We start from the raw sequence: 16,455 nt of genomic DNA, 5'->3' as shown, positions 1-16,455 counted from the left end.
TCCCCCCGGGGGCTAGGCGCGTCGGCTCAGCCTAGGGCTCCGCGGGGACCGAGGGGCGCCGGATCAGGCGTCGCCACCCTCCTGCTTCACGCCGGCCACCGCGGTCGGGTCGTCGATCCGGTAGTGGTCGAGCGCCTTCTGCACCGCATCCCGCCCGATCCGGCCCTCCTCGGCCAGCGCCGCGAGGGCCTGGCAGACCACCGACTCGGCGTCGACCTTGAAGTGGCGACGCGCTGCCGCTCGCGTGTCGGCGAGGCCGAAGCCGTCGGTGCCCAGCGCGTGGAACCGCTGTGGCACCCAGCGCGAGATCGACTGCGGTACGGCGCGCATGTAGTCGCTGACCGCGACCACCGGTCCGGAGGCCGGCTGGAGGCGCTGCGTGAGGTACGGCGTGCGCGGCTCCTCGAGTGGGTGCATGAGGTTCCACTCCTCGGTGTCCAGCGCCTCACGCGAGAGCTCGTTCCAGGAGGTGACCGACCACAGGTCGGCGGCTACCCCCCAGTCGTCGTGCAGCAGCTGCTGGGCGCGCTGGACCCACGGCACCCCGACACCACTGGCCAGCAGCTGCACCCGCGGCGCCTCGCCTGGGAGCCCCTCGAGCGGCCCGGCCAGGTGGTAGATGCCCCGGAGCAGGCCTTCGGCGTCCAGTCCCTCGGGCTCGACGGGCTGCGCGATCGGCTCGTTGTAGACGGTGAGGTAGAAGATGACGTCCTCGCCGTGCGGGTGGTCCTCGCTCGACCCGTACATCCGCCGCAGCCCGTCTTGGACGATATGGGAGATCTCGTAGGCGAAGGCCGGGTCGTAGTGGACCACCGCCGGGTTGGTCAGGGCCAGCAGCGGCGAGTGGCCGTCGGCGTGCTGGAGCCCCTCGCCGGTCAGGGTCGTCCGCCCCGCGGTGGCACCGATCAGGAAGCCGCGCGCCAGCTGGTCGGCCATCGCCCAGATCGAGTCGGCCGTGCGCTGGAAGCCGAACATCGAGTAGAAGATGTAGACCGGGATCATCGGCTCGCCGTGGGTGGCGTACGCCGAACCCGCGGCCGTGGCGGAGGCGACGCAGCCGGCCTCGGAGATGCCCTCGTGGAGCATCTGCCCCTGCGGCGACTCCTTCCAGGCCAGCAGGAGCTTGCGGTCGACCGACTCGTAGAGCTGACCCGCAGGGTTGTAGATCTTCGCGGAGCTGAACATCGAGTCCATGCCGAAGGTGCGGTACTCGTCGGGGGCGATCGGGACGATCCGCTGGCCCACGCCCTCGTCCTTCATCAGGTCCTTGAGCAGCCGGACGAACGCCATCGTGGTGGCGATCTTCTGCTTGCCCGAGCCCTGCTTCAGCTCGTCGTACACCGCGTCGCCCGGCAGGGTGAGCTGTCGGGGCCGCACCCGGCGCATGGGCACGCCTCCGCCCAGCGAGCGTCGCCGGTCGCGGAGGTACTCCAGCTCGGCCGACCCCTCGCCAGGGTGGTAGAACGGCGCCGAGCCGTCGAACTCGTAGTGCTCGTCGATGTCCTGGTCGCTGATCGGCAGCTCGAGCCGGTCGCGGAACGCCTTCAGGGTCGGGGCGTTCAGCTTCTTCATCTGGTGGGTCGCGTTCTTGCCCTCGAGGGCGTCGATGGTCCAGCCCTTGATCGTGTGCGCCAAGATCACCGTCGGCTGTCCGACGTGCTTGCTGGCCGCCTCGAACGCGGCGTACACCTTGCGGTAGTCGTGGCCGCCGCGCGGCAGCAGCTCGATGTCGCGGTCGGACATCGACTCGACCATCTTGCGCAGCCGCGCGTCACCGCCGAAGAAGTGCTCGCGGATGTACGCGCCGGACTCGACCGAGTAGGTCTGGAACTGCCCGTCGGGGGTCTTGTTCATCTGGTTGACGAGCGCGCCGTCGACGTCCTGCGCGAGCAGGGCGTCCCACTCACGACCCCAGACCACCTTGATGACGTTCCACCCGGCGCCCCGGAAGTACGACTCGAGCTCCTGGATGACCTTGCCGTCACCGCGCACCGGGCCGTCGAGCTGCTGGAGGTTGCAGTTGATGACGAAGGTGAGGTTGTCGAGCTCCTCGCGCGCGGCCAGGCCGATGGCACCGAGCGACTCCGGCTCACCCATCTCGCCGTCGCCGAGGAACGCCCACACGTGCTGCTGGCTGGTGTCCTTGATGCCGCGGTTGAGCAGGTAGCGGTTGAAGCGCGCCTGGTAGATCGAGTTGATCGCCGCCAGACCCATCGAGACCGTGGGGAACTCCCAGAAGTCCGGCATCAGCCGCGGGTGGGGGTACGACGAGAGGCCGGCTCCGCGGCCGTGCTGCACCTCTTGGCGGAAGCGGTGCAGCTGCTCGGCGGACAGCCGCTTCATCAGGTACGCGCGTGCGTAGATGCCCGGGGAGGCGTGGCCCTGGATGTAGAGCTGGTCCCCGCCGCCGGGATGGTCCTTGCCTCGGAAGAAGTGGTTGTAGCCGACCTCGTACAGGCTCGCGGCCGAGGCGTACGTCGCGATGTGGCCGCCGACCTCGAGGCCCTTGCGGTTGGCCGAGGAGACCATCACGGCGGCGTTCCAGCGGATGAGTCGCCGGATCTGACGCTCCAGCTCCTCGTCGCCGGGGAACCACGGCTCGCGCTCGGGCGGGATCGTGTTGATGAAGTCGGTGCTGCGCAGGGCGGGCACCCCGACCTGCCGCTCGCGTGCCCGCTCGAGCAGCCGCAGCATGATGTAGCGGGCGCGCTCGCGACCGTGGGCCGCGGTGAGGTCGTCGAACGAGTCGAGCCACTCCTGGGTCTCGTCGGGGTCGATGTCGGGAAGCTGCGTCGGCAGGCCTTCGTGGATGACGGGTCTGGTCGGCGCGGGCTCACTGGCCCGGGCGGGGGCGTCGGCAGCCGTCGAGGAGGCGTGCCCGGGGGTGGCGGCACCGACACCGGTGGCTGTGCCCTCGGCGGAGGGGGTGGCGGGGGTCTGGCTCACCCGTTCATCGTGTCACGCGAGGCAGCGAGGTGAAATCCGAGTGGCCACCCGGGGGCCCTCGCCGCGACCCGTGAGGGCGGCGCATCTTGCGGAAGGGGTACGGAGTCGGGTGGACTACTGCCCACCACGCCACCGCCCGCACGGGCGGCGGCAGACCACAGTCACGGAGGAAGTCCCTTGAGCCCGACCGCAGCTGGCGGTTCGACCCCTACCGACGCTCTGGCTGGTCCCGCCTCGCGGCTGGGGCTGACCAAGGGGATGGTGGTCCAGGAGCTCGGCTGGGACTCCGACAGCGACGACGAGCTGCGAGTCGCCATCGAGGACACGATCGACTCCGACATGGTCGACGGTGACTACGGCAACGTCGTCGACGTCGTGCTGCTGTGGTGGCGCGACGAGGACGGCGACCTGGTCGACGGGCTGGTCGACTCGCTGACCGATCTCGTCGGGGGCGGCGTGATCTGGCTGCTGACCCCCAAGGTCGGTCGGGCCAACTCGGTGGACCCCGCCGACATCACCGAGGCCGCCCCGATCGCGGGCCTCGCGCTGACCACCACCGCTGCGGTCAGCAAGGACTGGGCGGCCACCCGGCTCGTCACCCCGAAGACGCCCGGGTGACCCAGCCCGGCATCGCCTCCGGCACGGACAGGCTGGGCCGGGCTCTGCACTCCGCCGGTCACCTCGCCGGACATGCCGCGGGACGGGTCGCGGGGCGCGTCGGTACGCCGGCCGCGGTGCTGGGCGGATCGGGTCTGCTGCGCCCGCTGTCGCCGTTGGCCCTGGCCCGGATCGGCAAGGTGGTCAAGCAGTGGGGGACCGGGCCCGCCGGCGGCTTCGCCGCCATGGCCCTGCGCGATCCCGACCGCGTCGGCCTGGTCGACGAGCTCGGGTCACTGACCTTCGTCGAGCTGCACCGGCGCTCGAACGCGCTGGCCCGCGGGCTGCGCGAACGCGGGGTGGGCGAGGGCGACAAGGTGGCGGTGCTGTGCCGCAACCACCGGGGCTTCGTCGAGGCGGTGGTGGCGACGGCGAAGTGCGGCGCGGACATCCTGCTGCTCAACACCGCCTTCGCCGGGCCGCAGCTGGTCGACGTCGTGAGGCGGGAGGACCCGCGGGTCGTCGTCCACGACGAGGAGTTCACCGGCCTGCTGCGCGGCGCCGAGGTCGGCGTCCGGCTGCTCGGGTGGGTCGACGGCGACAGCGACGTCGTCGGGGACAGCGAGACTCTCGAGTCGCTGGTCGCGGCGTACGACGACGCCGACCTCGATGCGCCCGGTCGCCATGCGCGGACCGTGATCCTGACCTCGGGCACCACCGGCACGCCGAAAGGCGCCCCGCGCAGCGAGGCGGGGATCGGTGCCGCGGTCTCGCTGATGTCGCGCCTGCCGCTGCGCTACGGGTGGCGCACGCAGATCGCCGCGCCGTTGTTCCACACCTGGGGGTTCGCCCACCTGGCGCTGTCGATGCTCCTGGGCTCGACCATGGTGCTGCGCCGGCGGTTCGACCCCGAGGAGTGCCTGCGGGTCCTGACCGACGAGCGCTGCGACTCCCTGGTCGTCATCCCGGTCATGCTCCAGCGGATCCTGGCCCTGCCACCCGAGACGCTCGCGCGCTACCGGCTGCCGGCGCTGAAGGTGACCGCGGCCTCGGGGTCCGCGCTGCCGGGAGACCTGGCGCTGCGGTGGATGGATGCCTTCGGGGACAACCTCTACAACGTCTACGGGTCGACCGAGGTGGCCTATGCCTCGATCGCGACCCCGGCCGACCTGCGGGAGGCGCCGTCGTCGGCCGGCAGGCCGCCCTGGGCGACCGTCGTCCGGATCCTCGACGCCGACGGCCGAGAGGTGCCGCGCGGAGAGACCGGGCGGATCTTCGTGGGCAACACGATGCTCTTCGAGGGCTACTCCGACGGGGCGGAGTCCGTGGTGATGAGCAAGGAGATCGCGGACGGGCTGATGGCCTCCGGTGACGTCGGGAGGTACGGCGAGGACCGCCGTCTGTACGTCGAGGGCCGCGACGACGAGATGATCGTCTCGGGTGGGGAGAACGTGTTTCCGCAGGAGGTCGAGGACTGCCTGTCGCGGCACGAGGGCGTTGTCGAGGTCGCCGCGATCGGTGTCGACGACGACCGGTTCGGCCAGCGGCTCAAGGCGTTCGTGGTCGTCGGCGAGGCTCCGCCGGACGAGGAGGAGCTGCGCGAATGGGTCAAGGACAACCTCGCGCGCTACAAGGTTCCCCGAGACTTCGTGTTCCTCGATGAGCTCCCGCGCAACGCGACTGGCAAGATCCTCAAGCGTGAGCTCGCTGACCTCGACTGACCCGCCGGCGCCCGGCGACCTGCCCGGCCTGGCCGTCGGCATGCCCGCGCCGGACTTCACGCTGCGCGACCAGTTCGGGCAGGACGTCACGATGTCGTCGTTCGTGGGTCGCAAGGCGGTCGCCCTGGTCTTCTTCCCCTGGGCCTTCTCCAACGTCTGCACCGGGGAGCTGACCGGCATCCGCGACCGGCTCGACGAGTTCCTGACGTTCGACACCGAGGTGCTCGCGGTCTCGACGGACGCGACGTACTCCCTGCGGGTGTTCGCCGACCGCGACGGGCTCAACTTCCCTCTGCTCAGCGACTTCTGGCCGCACGGAGCCGTGGCGTCCGCGTACGGCGTCCTGGACGACGCGCTCGGCGTCGCGCGCCGGTCGTCGTTCGTCGTCGACAAGGCCGGGATCGTGCGCTGGACGGTGCACAACCAGCTGCCCGACGGGCGTGATCTGGGGGACCACCTGGCCCAGCTGCACCAGCTGGCCTAGACCAGGCAACCATTTTCAATCAAATGGCTGTTCAGGCTTGGAAGTGCTGGCCCCGATCGCTACTGTTTTCCACGTTGAGCCGCTGGTGACCCGAGACGCCAGCGGCTCGACTCATTTCTTCTCGACTCCTCGCTTTCAGCCCCGGCCCGACGCCGAGTCGGCACAAAGGTGCACCGAAATCACGCCGAGTCGGCACAAGAGCGCACCGAAATCACGCCGAGTCGTCATAGGACGACTCGGCGTTGTGGGGTGACGGGAGGCTGAGCGATGCGTAGCGATGCGTAGCCAGGTGGCCGCCGGGGTACGCAGGTCGTGTGCCTGAGCCGCAGCTCATCGTCGTCATGGGTGTCTCCGGGAGCGGGAAGACCACGCTCGCCGAGGGCCTCAGCCAGCGTCTGCACTGGGCCTTCCAGGAGGGCGACAGCCTGCACCCGGCGGCCAACGTCGAGAAGATGTCACGCGGCGAGCCGCTGACCGACGAGGACCGCTGGCCGTGGCTGGACGCGCTCGGCGGGTGGCTGGACGAAAGGGCCCGGGCCGGGACCAGCGCGGTGCTCACCTGCTCGGCCCTGCGTCGCAGCTATCGCGACCGGCTCCGCGACGGCCGGCCCGGCGTCCGCTTCTGCCACGTCGTGGCCCCGGCCGACGCCATCCGTGACCGCGTGGAGAGTCGCCGCGGTCACTACATGCCCGCGTCGCTGCTTCCCAGCCAGCTGGCGACCCTGGAGTCGCTCGAGCCCGACGAGCCCGGTGTCACCGTCTGCGCCGAGGGCGACCCCGAGGCCGTGCTGGACGACGCGCTCCGACGCCTCGGGCTGAGCAGTGGCGAGGTCTCGGTATGAGCCTCGCCGCCCCGATCGTCCTCGCCGCCCCGCTCAGCGACGCGGGCCACGCCCAGCTGCTGACCGCAGCGGTCCTCGCGATCGCCACCGTCATCCTGGTGATCGTCTGGGCCAGATTCCACCCCCTGCTTGGTCTGATCCTCGGGACGGTGGTGCTGGGCGCTGTCGCCGCGGTGCCGCCCGAGGACGGCCTGAACAGCTTCATCTCCGGCGTCGGCGACACGTTCGGGACCGTGGGTCTGCTGATCGCCCTGGGGGCGATGCTGGGGAAGCTGCTCGCGGACTCCGGAGGCGCTAACCGGATCGTTGACACCATCGTCGACCGGGTGGGCCGCCGGACGCTGCCCTGGGCGATGGCGTTGATCGCCGCGATCATCGGTCTTCCGATGTTCTTCGAGATCGGGGTCGTGATCCTGGTGCCGCTCGTCGTGCTGGTCGCCGTGCGGACGAAGGTCTCGCTGATGCTGGTCGGGATCCCGGCCCTGGCCAGCCTGTCGATCCTGCACGGGCTGGTGCCACCGCATCCTGGACCGTTGACGGCGATCGCCCTGCTGAAGGCCCCGCTCGGCCTGACCCTGATCTTCGGCCTGATCGTCGCGGTGCCGACGTTGGTGGTCGCCGGCCCGCTCCTGGCCATCGTGATCGACCGATGGGTGCCCGTCGACACTCCCGATCCCGAGGGCGGGAGGGCCGATGACGGTGGAGACGACGCCGACGACGGGAAGCAGGGAGCCGGGCACAGCGACGACTCAGACCATGAGGGAGCCGGCGGAACGACCCCGCCGTTCGCCTTGGCCGTGCTCGCCATCGTGCTTCCGGTCGCGCTCATGCTGGTGCGCGCGATCGGGGAGCTGACCCTCGACGACGGGACGACGATCCGCAACGTGCTCGACTTCGTGGGCGAGCCGGCCGTGGCTCTGCTGGTGGGAGTCCTGGTCGCCATGGTGACCGTGGGGCGAGCCGCGGGGATGGACCGGAAGGCGATCAACGACTCGCTCGGCTCGGGACTGCCCGGTGTCGCGTCCATCATGCTGATCGTCGCGGCGGGCGGTGGCTTCAAGCAGGTGCTCTCCGACTCGGGTGTGGCCAACGTCGTCGCCGACGCCGCGAAGGGCTCGCACCTGTCGGTGCTCTTCCTGGGCTGGCTGATCGCGGTCGGGATCCGGCTCGCCACCGGATCGGCGACCGTGGCCACGGTGACCGCCGCCGGCATCGTCGGGCCGCTGGGCGCGGGTCTCACCGACGCCCACCTAGCACTCCTCGTGCTGGCCATCGGGGCCGGCTCGCTCTTCTTCAGCCACGTCAACGACGCCGGGTTCTGGCTGGTCAAGGAGTACTTCGGGATGACGGTCGGTCAGACGTTGCGCTCGTGGTCGGTGATGGAGACCGTGGTGTCGGTGCTCGGCCTGGCCGGCGTACTGGTGCTGAACCTCGTGGTCTAGCGACCATTGGGAACGGACTCCGCGGCTCCACTAGGGTGTGCGGCGCCTGGCCGGGCCGGCCGAACGGGCGCATAGCTCAGCTGGTAGAGCGCCTCCCTTACAAGGAGGATGTCAGGGGTTCGAGTCCCTTTGCGCCCACGGATCCCTTCCTCGAAATCCGCGCCCCGCCGTGCGGGCTGTTGGCGCGGAGCGCAACGATGTGGCCATGCGGCGGATCGTGCTGGCGTCACTGGCCGGACTCGGTCTCATGCTTCCGGGTCTCATGCTTCCGGGTCTCATGCTTGCGGGTCTCATGCCCCCGGCATCGGCCCAGGCATCGTCGACCTGCCAGGCGACCGTGCTGGATCCTCATTGGTGCACCAAGGTCGTCGTCGTCGGTCACCGCGGCGAGCAGAACGCCTACGAGGACACCATCCGAGCGCTTCGCGCCGACCGTCGCCAGGGCGCCGACTTCGAGGATGACGTGTGGAACCTGGCCAGTCGCGACGGAGTGCCCGACGCCGGGCCGCCGGTCGTGATCCACGACCCGACGCTACGCCGCACCGTCGACCCCGCCACGTTGCACGGCCTGAGCCCGGACGCCAAGATCGGCGACGTCACCCCACAGCAGTGGGCCCGGCTGCGAACCGACGGGGGGCAGCCGTTGCCGACCCTGCACACCTTGATCTACGACGCCGCCCGTTGGGGCATGTGCGGGATGGTGCAGATCAAGTACACCCCGAACCATCCCGACCAGATCGCCGCCTGGGCGAGCAAGAGCTCGTGCATCGTCTTCTACGGGTCGCCCAGCGTCTACGACGGCGTCTGCTACCAGACCGGGATGGCAGCCATGCAGTCAGCCGGTGTGGAGATCGGGCTGAAGGTCAGCGCGGCCTGCCCGTCGACGCTGAGCGAGGACGCCGCATTCGGCTACTCCTTCGTGATCGGAGGCAGCAACGACCCGGCGTACGTCGCGGAGGCGCACAGCCTCGGACTCGAGGTGGGGAACTACAACACGGCCAACCACCAGAGGTGGGCCGCTCTCGTCGAGGCGCGCGTGGACTACCTTCTCGTGCCGCACACCCTCACCGCCCAACGCTGGCTCGGGAGACATCGGTGACCCGGACTGGGCGAACCGTGCACAATGGCGGGGTGCGCAGCTCACGTGACCAGGACGAGCAGACCCTGCTCATCGTCGGGGCCCTCGGCAGCTTCGCCGCGGTTCTCGCGGTCGCAGGGGTGGTGCTGCTCGGGCTTCACGTCGTGTTCGGGCTCGGCGGCCGAGCCCTGGACGCCGGCGTGGGGTGGGCCGCCGTCGCCACCGGATGCGTGTCGGTGCTGCGGCTGCTCGGTCGCGAACGGCGCGTCAGCCGGCCCTGAGCTCGCGCGCCGTACGACGCGCCAGCCGGCCGAGGGCTTCGAGCCGGGTGTGGTCGCCACGGCGGTCGGGCCCCCAGAGGCACACGACGGCCACCGGCTCCTCGCGGACGCCGAGCACCGCCGCGGCCACGCCCCACGAGCCGTCCTCCAGCTCGCCTCGGCACACGGCGTACCCCTGCGCCCGGATGCGGCGCAGCTCCTGGCGGAATGGCTTGGGCTCGGTGATCGTGGTGTCGGTGAACCGCGCCGGGCGCTCACCCACCAGTGCGGCCACGCGGTCGTCGTCGAGGTAGGCCAGGAACGCCTTGCCCATCGAGGACGCATGGAGCACGACGGGCTCTCGCAGCCAGGACTGGTCCTGCACGATCGCGGGGATCACCTCCGCGACGTAGTGCAGCTCGTCGCCGTCGACGACCCCCAGGCAGGCGATCTCACCGGTCTCCAGGCTGATCCGCTCGAGCACCGGCTGCGCGGTCTCGACCAGGGATCGGCTGGTGCCGGCGGCGAGCTCGGCGACGGCTGGTCCGACGGCGAACCAGCCGTCGCGCGGGTCGCGCGTGACCATCCCCTGTGCCTCGAGCGTGAGCAGCAGCCGCCAGGCCGTCGCCCGGTCGAGGTCGCACTGGCGAGCCAGTGCGGTCAGCGAGTGCGCCCCGCCGGCCGCGCCCACGGCCTTGAGCAGGGCGATGGCCCGGTCGACGGACCGCACGCGATGCGGGAGCGAGATGCTCTCGCGCTCCCCTGACAGCGCCATCGGGCCATGCTACCGAGGCCCGATGACGTCGAGACGCCCGAGTCAGCAGCTGTTGGCGGCGCCGTTGGCGACGGTCTGGCAGGTGCTCTGGAACACCCCGGCGAGCAGTCCACCGAACGCGAACACGACCACCACGATGAGTGCGGCGATGCCGGCGATCAGGAGGCCGTACTCGACGGCCGATGCGCCGCGCTCGTCCCTTGCCGAAAGCCGTGCCTGAAGCAGGATGCGGATGTAGTCCACCATGTGCGCTTTCCCCCTGTGATGCGGGAGACCGTGCGCGGTCTCCCTCCCCACTCGCAAGGGTGGCGGTCATTACCCTCCGACTCCATAGCGTTGTGGGGTCATGCACGGCCTGTCGAGGGACTAGTCGCCATCACCCGTCGTGACCAGGTCCTGCAGAGTCCTTCCGGTCCGCCAGAACTGGGGTTCGGCGCCGTCCCTGCCACCCCGCGGCGCCGAGCGCGCCGACGACGAGCAGCCCGGCCACGACGCCGACCGCGCTGGTGAGGCTGCGCGACTGCTCGAGCACGCCGACGCCGATCACGGAGCCGCCGACGAGCACGTAGATGCAGCAGACGAACGCCGCCGACACCTCGGCCCGGCGCTCGGAGGGGGCGATGGTGTTCAGCTCGTCCTGGGCATGCAGGTAGCCGAGCCCGTGGCCGACGCCGGTCACCAGCGCGCCGAGCAGCACGGTCACCAGCGTCTGCGTCAGAGCCGAAGCCACCATCAGCGACAGTCCTGCCGCCAGCAGGAGGAGCCCGGCCGCCTGGAGGCGTCGGCCGTCGCTTCCGGAGCCGTGCGACGTCGACGTGCGTCGCCGAGACCACACCTGGGTCGCGGCCGAGGCGAAGCAGGCCAGGGCGGAGTTGGCCCCGAGGAGAGCGAGGTCGTCGGTGGACAGCAGCGTCGCGACGTACGACGGGACCACCGAGAGATACAGCGCGAGCGAGGCCCAGACCAGACCAGCGGTCAGGCCGAGCCGGGCGAAGTCGGGTCGGATGTCGTCGGGGACGCGGGGCCACTGGATCCGCCAGGGCTCCTGGCCGGGCGAGCGCTCCGGGAGGGTCAGGGCGTAGCCCGCGGCCAAGGCCGTCCCGCAGAGACCGACCAGATAGCAGGTGTGCAGCGGAGCCGGCGCCCACTGCGCGAGGCAGCCGCCCACGAGGGGACCCAGGCCGCTGCCGACGGCCTGCGCGAGGCCGGCGAACATGGCAGGCCGTGCCCGCTCGCGCTGCGGGTCGAGCTCGACCAGGGCCGCGGTGGCGGGACCGCTGATCAGGCCCACCGCGACGCCCTGCAGCGCTCGCGCGGCATACAGCCACCACGTCGCGGTGGCGAGGCTGAAGGCGACGAGCGCGACCCCGGCGACGGCCAGGCCGGCCAGGATGACCGGTCGCCTGCCCACCCGGTCGGCGAGTCGCCCGCACACGAGCAGCGTCGCGACCAGGGTCACGGCGTACGTCGCGAAGACGGTAGTCACCACGATCCCCGAGAAGCCGAAGCGCGCGGCGTACCCGGCGTACAACGGGGCCGCGAGGTTGGCGCCCGCCATGACCCACAGCCAACCGAGGAACACGGTCAGCAGCGGCCTGCGGTACGCCGTGTCGCGGGGTGGCGCGGTGTCCGAGACCATCCCCACGACCGTATCCAGCCCTCGCTTCGGCATGCGCCGAAGCGAGGGCTGGCCGTAGCCGGAGGCTCAGACGCCCGCAGCCGTGACGATCGCGTCGGTGAGGAAGCCGGCCAGGATCCCGATCAGGACGCCGGTGTAGACCAGGTCGCGGCGCGCGCTGCGCCCGGCCAGCGCGAGCAGCTGGATCACCACGTAGAGGATCGACCCCGCGGCAAGGGTCAAGAACACCACCGAGACCGGCTCGCTGGTGAACGAGTGGCCGACCGCCGTGCCGACGAACGTCGGCCCGCCGCCGACCAGGGCCAGGAACAGCAGCAGCCCCCAGCTCGGCCGCGCCGCGACGTCCGCCTCGGCCTCCGCGGCGAGCGGAGCGACGATGCCGAAGCCCTCGGTCGCGTTGTGCAGGGCGAACCCGACGACCAGGAGGGTGGCGAGCGCGATCTCGCTGCTCGCCGCGGCCTGGCCGATGGCGAGACCCTCCGCGAAGTTGTGCAGGCCGATCCCGACCGCGATCAGCAGGGCCAGCTGCTTGCCTGGCGACCACGAGAGGACCCCGCGCGCCGCGGTCTCCTCGCGGGCCATCGCGCCGGGGCCGACCGACTGCCGGGCACGGCGTACCCGGGCTCCCATCCAGCTCTCGTAGCGCTGGAGCCCCAACAGACCGACGCCGAGCCCGACCACGAACAGCGCGCCGTACCCGAACGTCGAGCCCAGACCCGCGCCCGACTCGTGGTGCGCCGCCAGCCCGGCGTCGATGGGCTCCCAGGCGGCCGAGAGCACGTCCCAGACCAGGAACACCAGCACTCCGATGGCGAGCGCGTTGAGCATGACGCGCAGGGCTTCGCTGGGCTTGCGCATCCGACCCAGCGGCATGCCGCACAAGATGGTGACGCCGGCGATGAAGCCAAGAAGCAGAGTCTTTCCGATACCCATCAGCTGTCCTTGTCCTCGTCACGCCGGCACGGGAAGTTAGGAAAGCCTAACCTGACCGGGTGGTCGCCGTCACCCGGGGCCGTCCCACCGAGCCCCCGCAGACCGCCGTCGCGGGGCTAGATTCGGCCCATGATCGTCCCGTTCAGCGTGACCGACTTCCTGGACCGAGCGGTGGCGGTCTACGCCGACCGCCTCGGCATCGCCGACGAGCCGGACCAGCCGGCCGCCTCGCTGGGTGACCTCACCTATGGGCGGGTCTGCGAGCTGGCCGCCGCGATGGCCGCCAAGCACGACGCCCTGGGGCTCGAGGTCGGGGACCGGGTGGCCTTCGTGTCGCACAACAGCGCGCGGCTGTTCACGTCGTTCTTCGGGGTCTGCGGGTACGGGCGGGTCCTGGTGCCGGTGAACTTCCGGCTGTCGTTCGACGAGGTGCAGTACATCGTGGAGCACTCGGGGGCACGCGTCGTCTACGTCGACCCCGAGCTGCGCGACACGCTGTCGGCGCTGAAGGCCGAACACGTCTTCGTCCTCGGTGACGACGACGACCTCTACCTCCACGACACCGCGCCACGGGCCTGGGAGCCGGACGAGAACGCGACCGCGACCATCAACTACACCTCGGGCACGACCGCCCGGCCCAAAGGCGTGCAGATCACGCACCGCAACATCTGGACCAACGCGGTCACCTTCGCGCTGCACGCGGGCGTGAGCGACCGCGACGTCTACCTCCACACCTTGCCCATGTTCCACGCCAACGGCTGGGGGATGCCGTTCGCGATGACCGGCTGCGGGGTGCCCCAGGTCTCGCTGCGCAAGGTCGACGGGACCGAGATCCTGCGCCGGATCGAGAAGCACGGGGTGACGGTGATGTGCGCGGCGCCCGCCGTGGTGGCGGCGGTCCTCGAGGCGGCGCCGTCGTGGGAGGGCCCCATCCCGGGCAGCGGAGGGGCGGGCCGCGCGCGGACGCGGATCATCGTCGCCGGCGCGCCTCCCCCCACCAAGACCGTCGCCCGGGTCGAGGCCGAGCTCGGCTGGGAGTTCATCCAGATCTACGGGCTGACCGAGACCTCGCCCCTGCTGACGGTCAACCGCACGCGCTCGGAGTGGGACGACCTCGAGCCCGAGGAGCGGGCGCACCGGCTGGTCCGGGCGGGCACGCCGGCGATCGGGGTCAGCCTGAGGATCGACGCCGAGGGAGAGGTGCTGGCGCGCTCCAACGTCTGCCTGGAGGGCTACTGGCAGCAGCCCGAGGAGTCCGAGAGGGCCCTGGCAGAGGGCTGGTTCCACACCGGCGACGGCGGGTTCCTCGACGACGACGGCTACCTGGTCATCGCGGACCGGAAGAAGGACGTCATCATCACCGGCGGGGAGAACGTCTCCTCGATCGAGGTCGAGGACGCGATCTTCAGCCATCCCGAGGTCGCCGAGGTCGCCGTGATCGGCGTACCCGACGACAGGTGGGGCGAGACGATCAAGGCGCTGGTGGTCAAGGCCGAGGGGTCCGAGCTCACCGAGGAGCAGCTGATCGACTACGTCAAGGGCAGGGTGGCGCGCTACAAGGCGCCGACCTCGGTCGAGTTCCGCGAGATCCTGGCCCGCACGGCGACCGGCAAGCTCCAGAAGTTCAAGCTCCGCGCGCCGTACTGGGAGGGGCGCGACCGGCAGGTCAACTAGCTAGGCGGGTCGTCATGTCGCCGGGGCTGACTAGGCTCCGCGACGTGGCGACTCCCGTGACCCTGGCCGACGTGGTGGACCTGATCCACGGCTGGCACCCGCCCCGGACCGCGGAGTCCTGGGACGCCGTCGGCCTGGCCGCGGGCGACCCGGCCTCGCAGGTACGCCGCGTGCTCGTTGCGGTCGACCCGGTGCTGCGGACCGCGCGCGAGGCCGCCGAATGGGACGCCGACCTGCTGATCACCCATCACCCGCTCTTCCTGCGCGGCGTGCACGGCGTCGCCGAGACCACGCCCAAGGGCCGCACCCTCGCGACTCTGACCAGGGCCGGCTGCGGCCTGCTCACCGCACACACCAACGCCGACCACAGCGACCCCGGCGTCTCCGACGCGCTGGCCCGGGCCCTCGGCCTGCGTGGGACCCGTCCTCTGCGCGCGGCCGGTCCGGCGTACGACAAGCTGGTGGTGTTCGCCCCGGTGGGCGACGCCGAGGCGGTCCGGGCGGCGATGCATGCCGCGGGGGCGGGCATCGTCGGCGGCTACGACACCGTCTCCTACTCCGTGACCGGCCAGGGACGCTTCCGCCCGCGGGCGGGCGCCGACCCGACCGTCGGCAGGGTCGGCCAGCACGAGCTCACCGAGGAGCTCCGGATCGAGGTGCTGATGCCGCGCGCCATCCGCACCCGCGTCGTACGCGCGATGCTCGCCGCGCACTCCTACGAGGAGGTCGCCTTCGACGTCGTGGAGCTCGCCGACCCCGGCGTCTCCTCGACGGGAGCCGGCCGGGTCGGAGACGTCGACGAGGCCACGCTGGGGGAGTACGCCGACCGTGTCGCGGCGGCCCTTCCCGCGACCGCCCGCGGTGTGCTCGTCGGCGGGGACCTCGATCGCGTCGTACGCCGGGTCGCGGTGATGGGCGGGGCGGGCGACGACCTGTTCCCCGAGGCACTGGCCAGTGGCGCCGACGTCTTCGTGACCAGCGACCTGCGCCACCACCCGGCGTCCGAGTTCCTCGAGCAGAACGGGCCCGCCCTGATCGACGTCAGCCACTGGGCTGCGGAGTGGACCTGGCTGCCCGAGCTGGCCGCGCGGACGGGTGAGGCGCTGGGCGATACGGTGGAGGTCCGGGTGAGCACGATCTGCACCGACGCGTGGCAGGCCCGGAGGTGACCGCCCGACCCGCCCACGACCGTCCGAGGAGCCCTGAGTGAAGGCCGACCCGTCCGCGCAGGTCCGACTGCTCGATCTTCAGGACCTCGACTCACGTGCCGACCAGCTGCGCCACCAGCGCCACTCCTTGGCCGAGCACGCCGTGCTGGCCGACCTGAGCGAGCGGCGCGCCCACCTCGACGGCGCCCTGGAGGACGCGCGGATCGCGGTCTCCGACCTGGGCGAGGAGCAGGCGAAGGTCGACGCGGACGTCGAGCAGGCCAAGGCCCGGCGCCTGCGCGACCAGCAGCGCATCGACCAGGGGCTGGTCAGCAACCCCAAGGACATCCAGAGCATGCAGCAGGAGATGGTCTCCCTCGAACGCCGGATCTCCTCGCTCGAGGACGACGAGATCGAGGTCATGGAGCGCGTCGAGGAGGCCCAGACCGGCGCCAACCAGCTGGCCGCCGAGCTCACCGAGACCGACGACAAGATCGCCGCCGCCACGGCCTCCCGGGATCAGAGGCAGGCCGAGATCGACCACGAGCTGGCCGAGGTGGGGGCCAGCCGCGGACCCGTGGTGAGCGAGCTGCCGTCCGACCTGCTCGCGCTGTACGAGCGGCTGCGGGAGAGCAAGGGCGGAGTCGGTGCGGCCCTGCTCCGGGCGCGGCAGTGCAGCGGGTGCATGCTCGGCATCGACAACGCCGAGCTGGCCACGATCCGCGCGGCGGCCGCCGACGACGTGATCCGCTGTGAGGAGTGCAGCCGGATCCTGGTCCGCACCTCCGAGAGCGGTCTCTAGTGTGCCGCGCCGGAAGAGCGTTGCCTAAGTCCGTGCTCGGGGTGCGTGCATCGCCAGGCGCCGGAGCGACGGTCTACCTGCTCGTCCAGCAAGCGACGGCTACGCAGCGAGGTG

At 71.2% G+C, this 16,455-nt stretch carries 15 protein-coding genes and 1 tRNA gene; 11 read left to right on the top strand and 5 right to left on the bottom strand.

The window, feature by feature from the left end; translation table 11 throughout:
• Positions 1-63: 63 nt before the first annotated feature.
• Positions 64-2,811: a pyruvate dehydrogenase (acetyl-transferring), homodimeric type gene (aceE, locus tag VHW64_RS19200; RefSeq protein WP_329652200.1), complete on the bottom strand. Its 2,748-nt coding sequence runs from the start codon at positions 2,809-2,811 to the stop codon at positions 64-66.
• A 312-nt stretch (positions 2,812-3,123) separates the two neighbouring features.
• Here aceE and VHW64_RS19195 point away from each other — a divergent pair, with 312 nt between their 5' ends.
• The 8 genes from VHW64_RS19195 to VHW64_RS19160 all read left to right on the top strand — a co-directional run bounded on the left by VHW64_RS19195 (position 3,124) and on the right by VHW64_RS19160 (position 9,391).
• Positions 3,124-3,564, top strand: a complete 441-nt coding sequence (locus VHW64_RS19195; protein ID WP_329652188.1) for a DUF3052 domain-containing protein — start codon at positions 3,124-3,126, stop codon at positions 3,562-3,564.
• Complete coding sequence (locus VHW64_RS19190; protein WP_329652187.1) at positions 3,561-5,264, top strand: AMP-binding protein; 1,704 nt, start codon at positions 3,561-3,563, stop codon at positions 5,262-5,264. Before VHW64_RS19195 ends, VHW64_RS19190 begins: the two co-directional genes overlap by 4 nt.
• A complete protein-coding gene (locus tag VHW64_RS19185) occupies positions 5,242-5,748 on the top strand; it encodes a peroxiredoxin (RefSeq protein ID WP_329652186.1) in 507 nt (168 codons plus the stop codon). Before VHW64_RS19190 ends, VHW64_RS19185 begins: the two co-directional genes overlap by 23 nt.
• 314 nt (positions 5,749-6,062) lie before the next feature.
• A complete protein-coding gene (locus VHW64_RS19180) occupies positions 6,063-6,590 on the top strand; it encodes a gluconokinase (protein WP_329652185.1) in 528 nt (175 codons plus the stop codon).
• Entirely contained in the window at positions 6,587-8,032 is a 1,446-nt protein-coding gene (locus tag VHW64_RS19175; RefSeq protein WP_329652184.1) for a gluconate:H+ symporter, read from the top strand. Before VHW64_RS19180 ends, VHW64_RS19175 begins: the two co-directional genes overlap by 4 nt.
• Before the next feature lie 65 nt (positions 8,033-8,097).
• Positions 8,098-8,170: transfer RNA gene (locus VHW64_RS19170), tRNA-Val, on the top strand.
• Between the two features lie 67 nt (positions 8,171-8,237).
• Positions 8,238-9,131: a glycerophosphodiester phosphodiesterase gene (locus tag VHW64_RS19165; RefSeq protein ID WP_329652183.1), complete on the top strand. Its 894-nt coding sequence runs from the start codon at positions 8,238-8,240 to the stop codon at positions 9,129-9,131.
• A gap of 32 nt (positions 9,132-9,163) precedes the next feature.
• On the top strand, positions 9,164-9,391 hold the full coding sequence (locus tag VHW64_RS19160; protein WP_329652182.1) for a hypothetical protein: 228 nt from the start codon (positions 9,164-9,166) through the stop codon (positions 9,389-9,391).
• Here the strand turns inward: VHW64_RS19160 and VHW64_RS19155 are convergent.
• The 4 genes from VHW64_RS19155 to VHW64_RS19140 all read right to left on the bottom strand — a co-directional run bounded on the left by VHW64_RS19155 (position 9,378) and on the right by VHW64_RS19140 (position 12,717).
• A complete protein-coding gene (locus VHW64_RS19155; RefSeq protein WP_329652181.1) occupies positions 9,378-10,145 on the bottom strand; it encodes an IclR family transcriptional regulator in 768 nt (255 codons plus the stop codon). The two genes, VHW64_RS19160 and VHW64_RS19155, sit on opposite strands and share 14 nt — an antisense overlap.
• 42 nt (positions 10,146-10,187) lie before the next feature.
• Positions 10,188-10,391: a Flp family type IVb pilin gene (locus VHW64_RS19150; protein WP_329652180.1), complete on the bottom strand. Its 204-nt coding sequence runs from the start codon at positions 10,389-10,391 to the stop codon at positions 10,188-10,190.
• A 130-nt stretch (positions 10,392-10,521) separates the two neighbouring features.
• A complete protein-coding gene (locus tag VHW64_RS19145) occupies positions 10,522-11,784 on the bottom strand; it encodes an MFS transporter (protein WP_329652179.1) in 1,263 nt (420 codons plus the stop codon).
• A gap of 66 nt (positions 11,785-11,850) precedes the next feature.
• Positions 11,851-12,717, bottom strand: a complete 867-nt coding sequence (locus tag VHW64_RS19140) for a ZIP family metal transporter (RefSeq protein WP_329652178.1) — start codon at positions 12,715-12,717, stop codon at positions 11,851-11,853.
• A 129-nt stretch (positions 12,718-12,846) separates the two neighbouring features.
• On the opposite strand from VHW64_RS19140, the gene VHW64_RS19135 reads away from it, so the two are divergent.
• The 3 genes from VHW64_RS19135 to VHW64_RS19125 are packed head-to-tail and all read left to right on the top strand — an operon-like array spanning position 12,847 to position 16,341.
• Entirely contained in the window at positions 12,847-14,391 is a 1,545-nt protein-coding gene (locus VHW64_RS19135; protein WP_329652177.1) for an AMP-binding protein, read from the top strand.
• Positions 14,392-14,435: 44 nt separating this feature from the next.
• A complete protein-coding gene (locus tag VHW64_RS19130) occupies positions 14,436-15,560 on the top strand; it encodes a Nif3-like dinuclear metal center hexameric protein (protein ID WP_329652176.1) in 1,125 nt (374 codons plus the stop codon).
• Between the two features lie 37 nt (positions 15,561-15,597).
• Positions 15,598-16,341, top strand: a complete 744-nt coding sequence (locus VHW64_RS19125; RefSeq protein WP_329652175.1) for a zinc ribbon domain-containing protein — start codon at positions 15,598-15,600, stop codon at positions 16,339-16,341.
• Positions 16,342-16,455 lie beyond the last annotated feature (114 nt).

It is taken from the genome of Nocardioides sp. (genome assembly GCF_036267815.1).
In the GTDB taxonomy this organism is placed as follows: domain Bacteria; phylum Actinomycetota; class Actinomycetes; order Propionibacteriales; family Nocardioidaceae; genus Nocardioides.
The sequence above is the reverse complement of the archived record's forward strand: the minus strand, read 5'-3'. Positions and strand labels throughout refer to the sequence as shown.